5 protein-coding genes and 1 pseudogene are annotated in these 4665 nt (G+C 67.0%); 1 reads left to right on the forward strand and 5 read right to left on the reverse strand.

Annotated elements, in window-relative coordinates:
* The 5 genes and pseudogenes from VEI45_RS23270 to VEI45_RS23290 form a co-directional block, all read right to left on the reverse strand.
* Positions 1 to 387, reverse strand: a pseudogene (locus VEI45_RS23270) (phenylalanine--tRNA ligase subunit alpha); the annotation flags it as partial.
* A gap of 144 nt (positions 388 to 531) precedes the next feature.
* Positions 532 to 1842 (reverse strand): PPE family protein, encoded by a 1311-nt coding sequence (locus VEI45_RS23275; protein WP_324856880.1) that lies wholly within the window; start codon positions 1840 to 1842, stop codon positions 532 to 534.
* Positions 1843 to 1859: 17 nt separating this feature from the next.
* Positions 1860 to 2156 (reverse strand): PE family protein, encoded by a 297-nt coding sequence (locus tag VEI45_RS23280; RefSeq protein ID WP_324856881.1) that lies wholly within the window; start codon positions 2154 to 2156, stop codon positions 1860 to 1862.
* A gap of 253 nt (positions 2157 to 2409) precedes the next feature.
* The gene (locus VEI45_RS23285) at positions 2410 to 3213 is read right to left on the reverse strand and encodes a rhomboid-like protein (RefSeq protein ID WP_324856883.1); all 804 of its coding nucleotides are present in this window, start codon (positions 3211 to 3213) and stop codon (positions 2410 to 2412) included.
* Between the two features lie 9 nt (positions 3214 to 3222).
* Positions 3223 to 4119, reverse strand: coding sequence for an adenylate/guanylate cyclase domain-containing protein (locus VEI45_RS23290; RefSeq protein ID WP_324856884.1), 897 nt, complete (start codon positions 4117 to 4119; stop codon positions 3223 to 3225).
* 252 nt (positions 4120 to 4371) lie between these two features.
* Here VEI45_RS23290 and VEI45_RS23295 point away from each other — a divergent pair.
* Positions 4372 to 4665: oxygenase MpaB family protein (locus tag VEI45_RS23295; protein ID WP_324856882.1), on the forward strand; the 294-nt coding region annotated here is incomplete at its 3' end.

The raw sequence follows: 4665 nt of genomic DNA on the forward strand, positions 1-4665 counted from the left end.
GAAGGTGTCGGCGACGTGTTCGGCCAGAATCGTGATCGGATGTCGTGCGCCGGTCGGCTGGCGGGTCGACGGCAAGGTCACGTCGATGCGCTCGGCGATCAACACGGCGGCATCTCGTTCAGCGCGCAACACTTCCAGTCGTTCGTCGTAACTGCGTTGCACGTCGCCGCGGGAACTGTTCACGAGCCGACCGGCGTCGGCACGGTCGGCCTTGGGCACCGTCGCCAACGACTGACGGGCCAGCGCCAGCGGCGAGCGATCACCGAGGTGCTCGGTCTTGGCGCGTGCCAATGCGTCGAGATCGGCCGCGCCTGCGAAAGCTTGCCGGGCAGCGTTGACCGTTGCGGTCAACGCCTCCAGCGACAGGTCGACGGGTTGGTCACCCACGCGGCGACACTCTCCTTGTGCTGGGGCTTTTGGGCGGGTTCGCGGCACGGTGTGACGCGCAAGTGCCGATCATATGTGGTCACGTCACTGGCGATCGGCAGCTGGCAGCCCCTTGGGTCCGGCTGCCCGGTGACGACGTCTGGTTCAGCGCGCGATCAGCCGCTGCTTCAGCTGGGTGAATTCGTCGTCGGTCAAGACTTTGGAGTCGTGCAGTTCGGCGAGCTTCTGCAACTCGGCAGCGATACTCGTGACCAGTCCGCCCGGCGGCGGCGGGGCCGGCCGCACAGCTTGAGTGTTAACGGCCTCGGCACACGGCTGGCGGCCCAGGCCGGAGGTGGCGCCCACGGCACGCCCGGCCATCCCGGCCAAGGCCATCTCGCTGAACAGGGTTCCGGAGGAACCTGTGAACACCGCCGGCGAAGCCGTAACGCCGTTCATCGGCAACGCCTTGGCGACCGTTCGGACTTCTGGAGCGGCCACTGCCCAGCCGGGCGGCACCGACAGCCTCCCGACCACATTTGCCTCTCCCGTGCCGGCGCTCACCGCAGACCCGCCTAGCCCGGCCGGTCCAGCCGAAACCAACGTGCCAGGGCCCGCACCGGCTTCGCCTGCCAGGGCGTAGCCCGGAGCCTCCGTGACGGGGGCGCGCGACAGGGCGGCCGTGTTGAGCCCCAGGTTGGTAGTCGCCAAGCTCGCCGTATATGGGGCGACTAGGCCGAATAAGGCCAGAAACGACTGCGGCGAAGTGAAGCCGAGCGCGTCCAGGATTCCCGAGAACCCCGACTGCGTTGGCTGTGCGAGCGCCTGCAGCGCGCTGGGCACCGCGGAGAGCAGCTGTGGGCCCGTCGACACGATGCTCTGAGCACCGGTGCCGGCGGAGGTGGCGGTGCTATGGGCGATCGCGGCGGCTTGGCCCACCAGACCGGCAGGGTTGGTGGTGTTCGGTGCGGGAGCAAACGGCGTCAACGCCGACGCGGTGGCCGATTGGCCCGCATAGCCGTACATCGCGGCGGCATCCTGGGCCCACATTTCCGTGTATTGGGCCTCGGTCGCCGCGATCGCCGCGGTGTTCTGCCCCAATAAGTTGGTCGCGATCAGTGACATCAGCAGGCTGCGGTTGGCGGCGATCATCGGCGGCGGCACCGTCATCGCGAACACCGCTTCATATGCGCCGGCGGCCATCTTGGCTTGAGTAGCCGACTGCGCGGCCTGCGCCGCGACAGTTCGCATCCAGGTCACGTACGGCATGGCCGCCGCCGCCATCGACGCGGACGACGGCCCCAGCCACGGTCCACTGGTCAGTGCTGCGATTGCGGACTGGTAGGACGCTGCGGTGGACTCTAAGTCGGCAGCCAGCCCGTCCCAGGCCGCCGAGGCGGCCAGCATCGGACCCGAGCCTGGTCCGGCATAGATCCTGGCCGAGTTGACTTCTGGCGGTAGCAATGCGAAGTCCATGTCGTTTACCCCGCCGCTCAGCCGGCAGCGATAGCGTTGGCGGCTTCGGTGCCGGCATACGACGCAGCGCTGGCGGAAAGCGTGGCAACGAACTGCTGATGAGTGGCAGCGGCCTGCGCGCTGATCGCCTGGTACATTGCCGCATGCACGGCGAACTGCGTTGCGGTCAGCGCTGAGACCTCGTCGGCGGCCGCGGGGACCACCCCGGTGGTCGGCACGTCCGCGGCCGAATTGCTGGCGGCCATCGCAGAACCAATCGTCTGTAGGTTGCCAGCAGTCGCCGCGAGGATTTCAGGCTGGGTCGTTACGAACATGAACTTTCCTTTCTTTCAGCGGTGCCCTGCGAGATGCAGATCACCACACAACCGACAAATAGACTGCGGCAGAAAGGTCGTCCATAAGCCTCAATGCAGAATTACCGGCTAATTCAATCGGACAACTTGCGCTGTAGTCCCGAGTAGGGACGCAAGCCCCTGTTTGGGTGAGTCGTTGGTCATTCGGACCTAGCTACGGCCGCGCCAAAATCGCGCCGAGCTGCAGAAACGCTAGAGCGCCGACGGGAAGGCGTCAGCCGTTGAGTACCGGCTCCGCAGCCGCCAACGCGGCCACCGGCAGCCGGCGGCGCATCATGCGCGACCGGCCGATCCCGGTAGCCGCCACCGCGCCCAAGAGGCCGCCGGCGGCCCCGATCAGCGACGTCCATTCTCCGTGCGCCATCATCAGGAATCCGAAGCTTGCACCAACGGCCAGCACCGCGTATCGCACCCGGGTCCATCGGGCCGGGCCAGCCAACCGGGTCGAGACCAGCATGCCCAGCACCAACGCGACCGAGTGTCCGACATCGGTGAAGTCGGTGCTCAACGCTGCTGACGCGATGCCGACCGGGAGCCACCAACCGATCCACGCCGGCCGCCACCGGCGAGGGATGGCCGCGGTCAGCGCGCCCAGCACCGCAACGGCGCCATAGCTCACGCCGACATCACTGGCACGCGAGATCGACAGCGGCAACCAGCCGAATTCGATCGCCGCGGTGAGCCCGGCAGCGACCAGCAGCGTGGCACCGACGTGGCCGGTGACAAACACCAAAGCCATCCGCCCACTGCGCCAGATCAGCTCGGCGAGGGCCAGCAGGCAGACCAAGCCGGGTAGCCAGAACCACATCGGGCCGGCGTCGGTGACGAATGCGCTGCCGAACAGGGTCCCCAGGTGACCGTGCGCCAGATTGTGCAGGTTGGTGCTGGCCAGCCCAATGACGTGCTCGCGCACCCGCGGACCGAGAGCCACCAGCGCGACGCTGACCGCGACCAACGCGAGCGCGTAGCCCAGCGTGATCCGGACACGCGCCAGCCGCTCCAACATGCCGAATATCATCGCCATCCACTATGCCTGGGGATTTTCGTCATCTGCGTTATCCAAACCTGACAAATCCCTGACAGTTTCCGCGGCGGCCTTGAGCCGATAGATGGCCAGATCGGTCGGCAGACCTGGGGTTTTCCCTGCGAACACCGGTCGGTGTACCCGCTTGGCGGTGACGCCCAACGCGTCCAAGTCCGCCTGCGAAAGCTCGTCCAGTGTGGTGCCCGACACCATCACCCCGCCCCTGGTGGCGCGCTCCATGACCCGGGCGGCGACGTTGACGTCGACACCGAGCCAATCGGAGGCCAGGCGCTGCGGGCGCCCGGTGTGGATGCCGACCCGCATCCGCGGTTTGTAGCCGTCGACGTCAACCGATCTCAATGCCCGCCTAGCGTCGAGCACCGCGCCCACGGCGACGAGCGGGTCAGCGAACACGGCCATGATGCCGTCGCCCATCCGCTTGACGATGTGACCGCCGGCATCTAGCAGCGGCGGTTCCACCGCCTGCGCCACCCGCCGCAGCAGCTTGAGGGTCGCGTCGTCACCGGCTTGCAGCGACCACGTCGAGAAACCCACCAGATCGGTGAAAACCAACGTGACCTCCGGGTTTGCCGGGCGTTGGGAGACCGCCTCGGTCAATGCCTGCCACACCTGCAACGCGCCGAGACTGACTTCGCGGGATGCGCCGCCGCGCTCGCCCAGCAGCCGGCCCGCGACCCGCGCGGCAGCACGCGGCCCGCCTTCGCCTGCTGTTGACAGCGGATCGCCGAATTCCGGATCGCCCGGCAGCACGCGTCGAGCTCGACGGATCAGTTCAATGACGGCCGGGTTCTGGTTTCTGCTGCGCAGCCACTCAGCTGCCCCGTGTAGGGACACCGAGCGTTGCTGTCGTGAACCAGGCGAATCCGGCGCGGTTGCCATTTGCTCGGGCTCGCCGGACGCCGGGTAGGGCCCGAGTTCCACATCGCCCAGGGTAGGTGGTTTCTTGACTGACCGGCAACGACCGCGGTGGTGGTGTACGCCACGATCGTTGTCAAACCGCCTGATCACGCACGTACGACGCAGGGGTCGAGAGTCGATAACGGCGTGTCGCGGCGCGCGCGGAAATCGTAGACAACGTGCGTTGTCAACATTATCGTGAGTCCCATCGCTCGTCAGGACCAGGAGGGCGTGATGACTACGACATGGGTGCCATCGACGACGCCGGCAAGACCCGTGACGGGTGAGCAGCGCGACGAGAAACCGGTCCGGTTCGCTCCGCTGGGGCCGGACTCGCTGACCTGGAAGTATTTCGGTGACCTGCGCACCGGAATGATGGGCGTATGGATCGGCGCGATCCAAAACATGTATCCGGAATTGGGCGCCGGCGTCGAGGAGCATTCGATCCTGTTGCGCGAGCCGCTGCAACGGGTCGCGCGCTCGGTGTATCCGATCATGGGCGTCGTCTATGACGGGAACCGGGCGGCC

It is taken from the genome of Mycobacterium sp. (genome assembly GCF_035623875.1).
GTDB lineage: Bacteria > Actinomycetota > Actinomycetes > Mycobacteriales > Mycobacteriaceae > Mycobacterium.

Excerpts from the sequence above, each read along its gene's own strand:
- VEI45_RS23285 (WP_324856883.1), bottom strand. The coding sequence starts at position 3,213 with ATGATATTCGGCATGTTGGAGCGGCTGGCGCGTGTCCGGATCACGCTG.
- VEI45_RS23275 (WP_324856880.1), bottom strand. The coding sequence starts at position 1,842 with ATGGACTTCGCATTGCTACCGCCAGAAGTCAACTCGGCCAGGATCTAT.
- VEI45_RS23290 (WP_324856884.1), bottom strand. The coding sequence starts at position 4,119 with ATGGCAACCGCGCCGGATTCGCCTGGTTCACGACAGCAACGCTCGGTG.
- VEI45_RS23280 (WP_324856881.1), bottom strand. The coding sequence starts at position 2,156 with ATGTTCGTAACGACCCAGCCTGAAATCCTCGCGGCGACTGCTGGCAAC.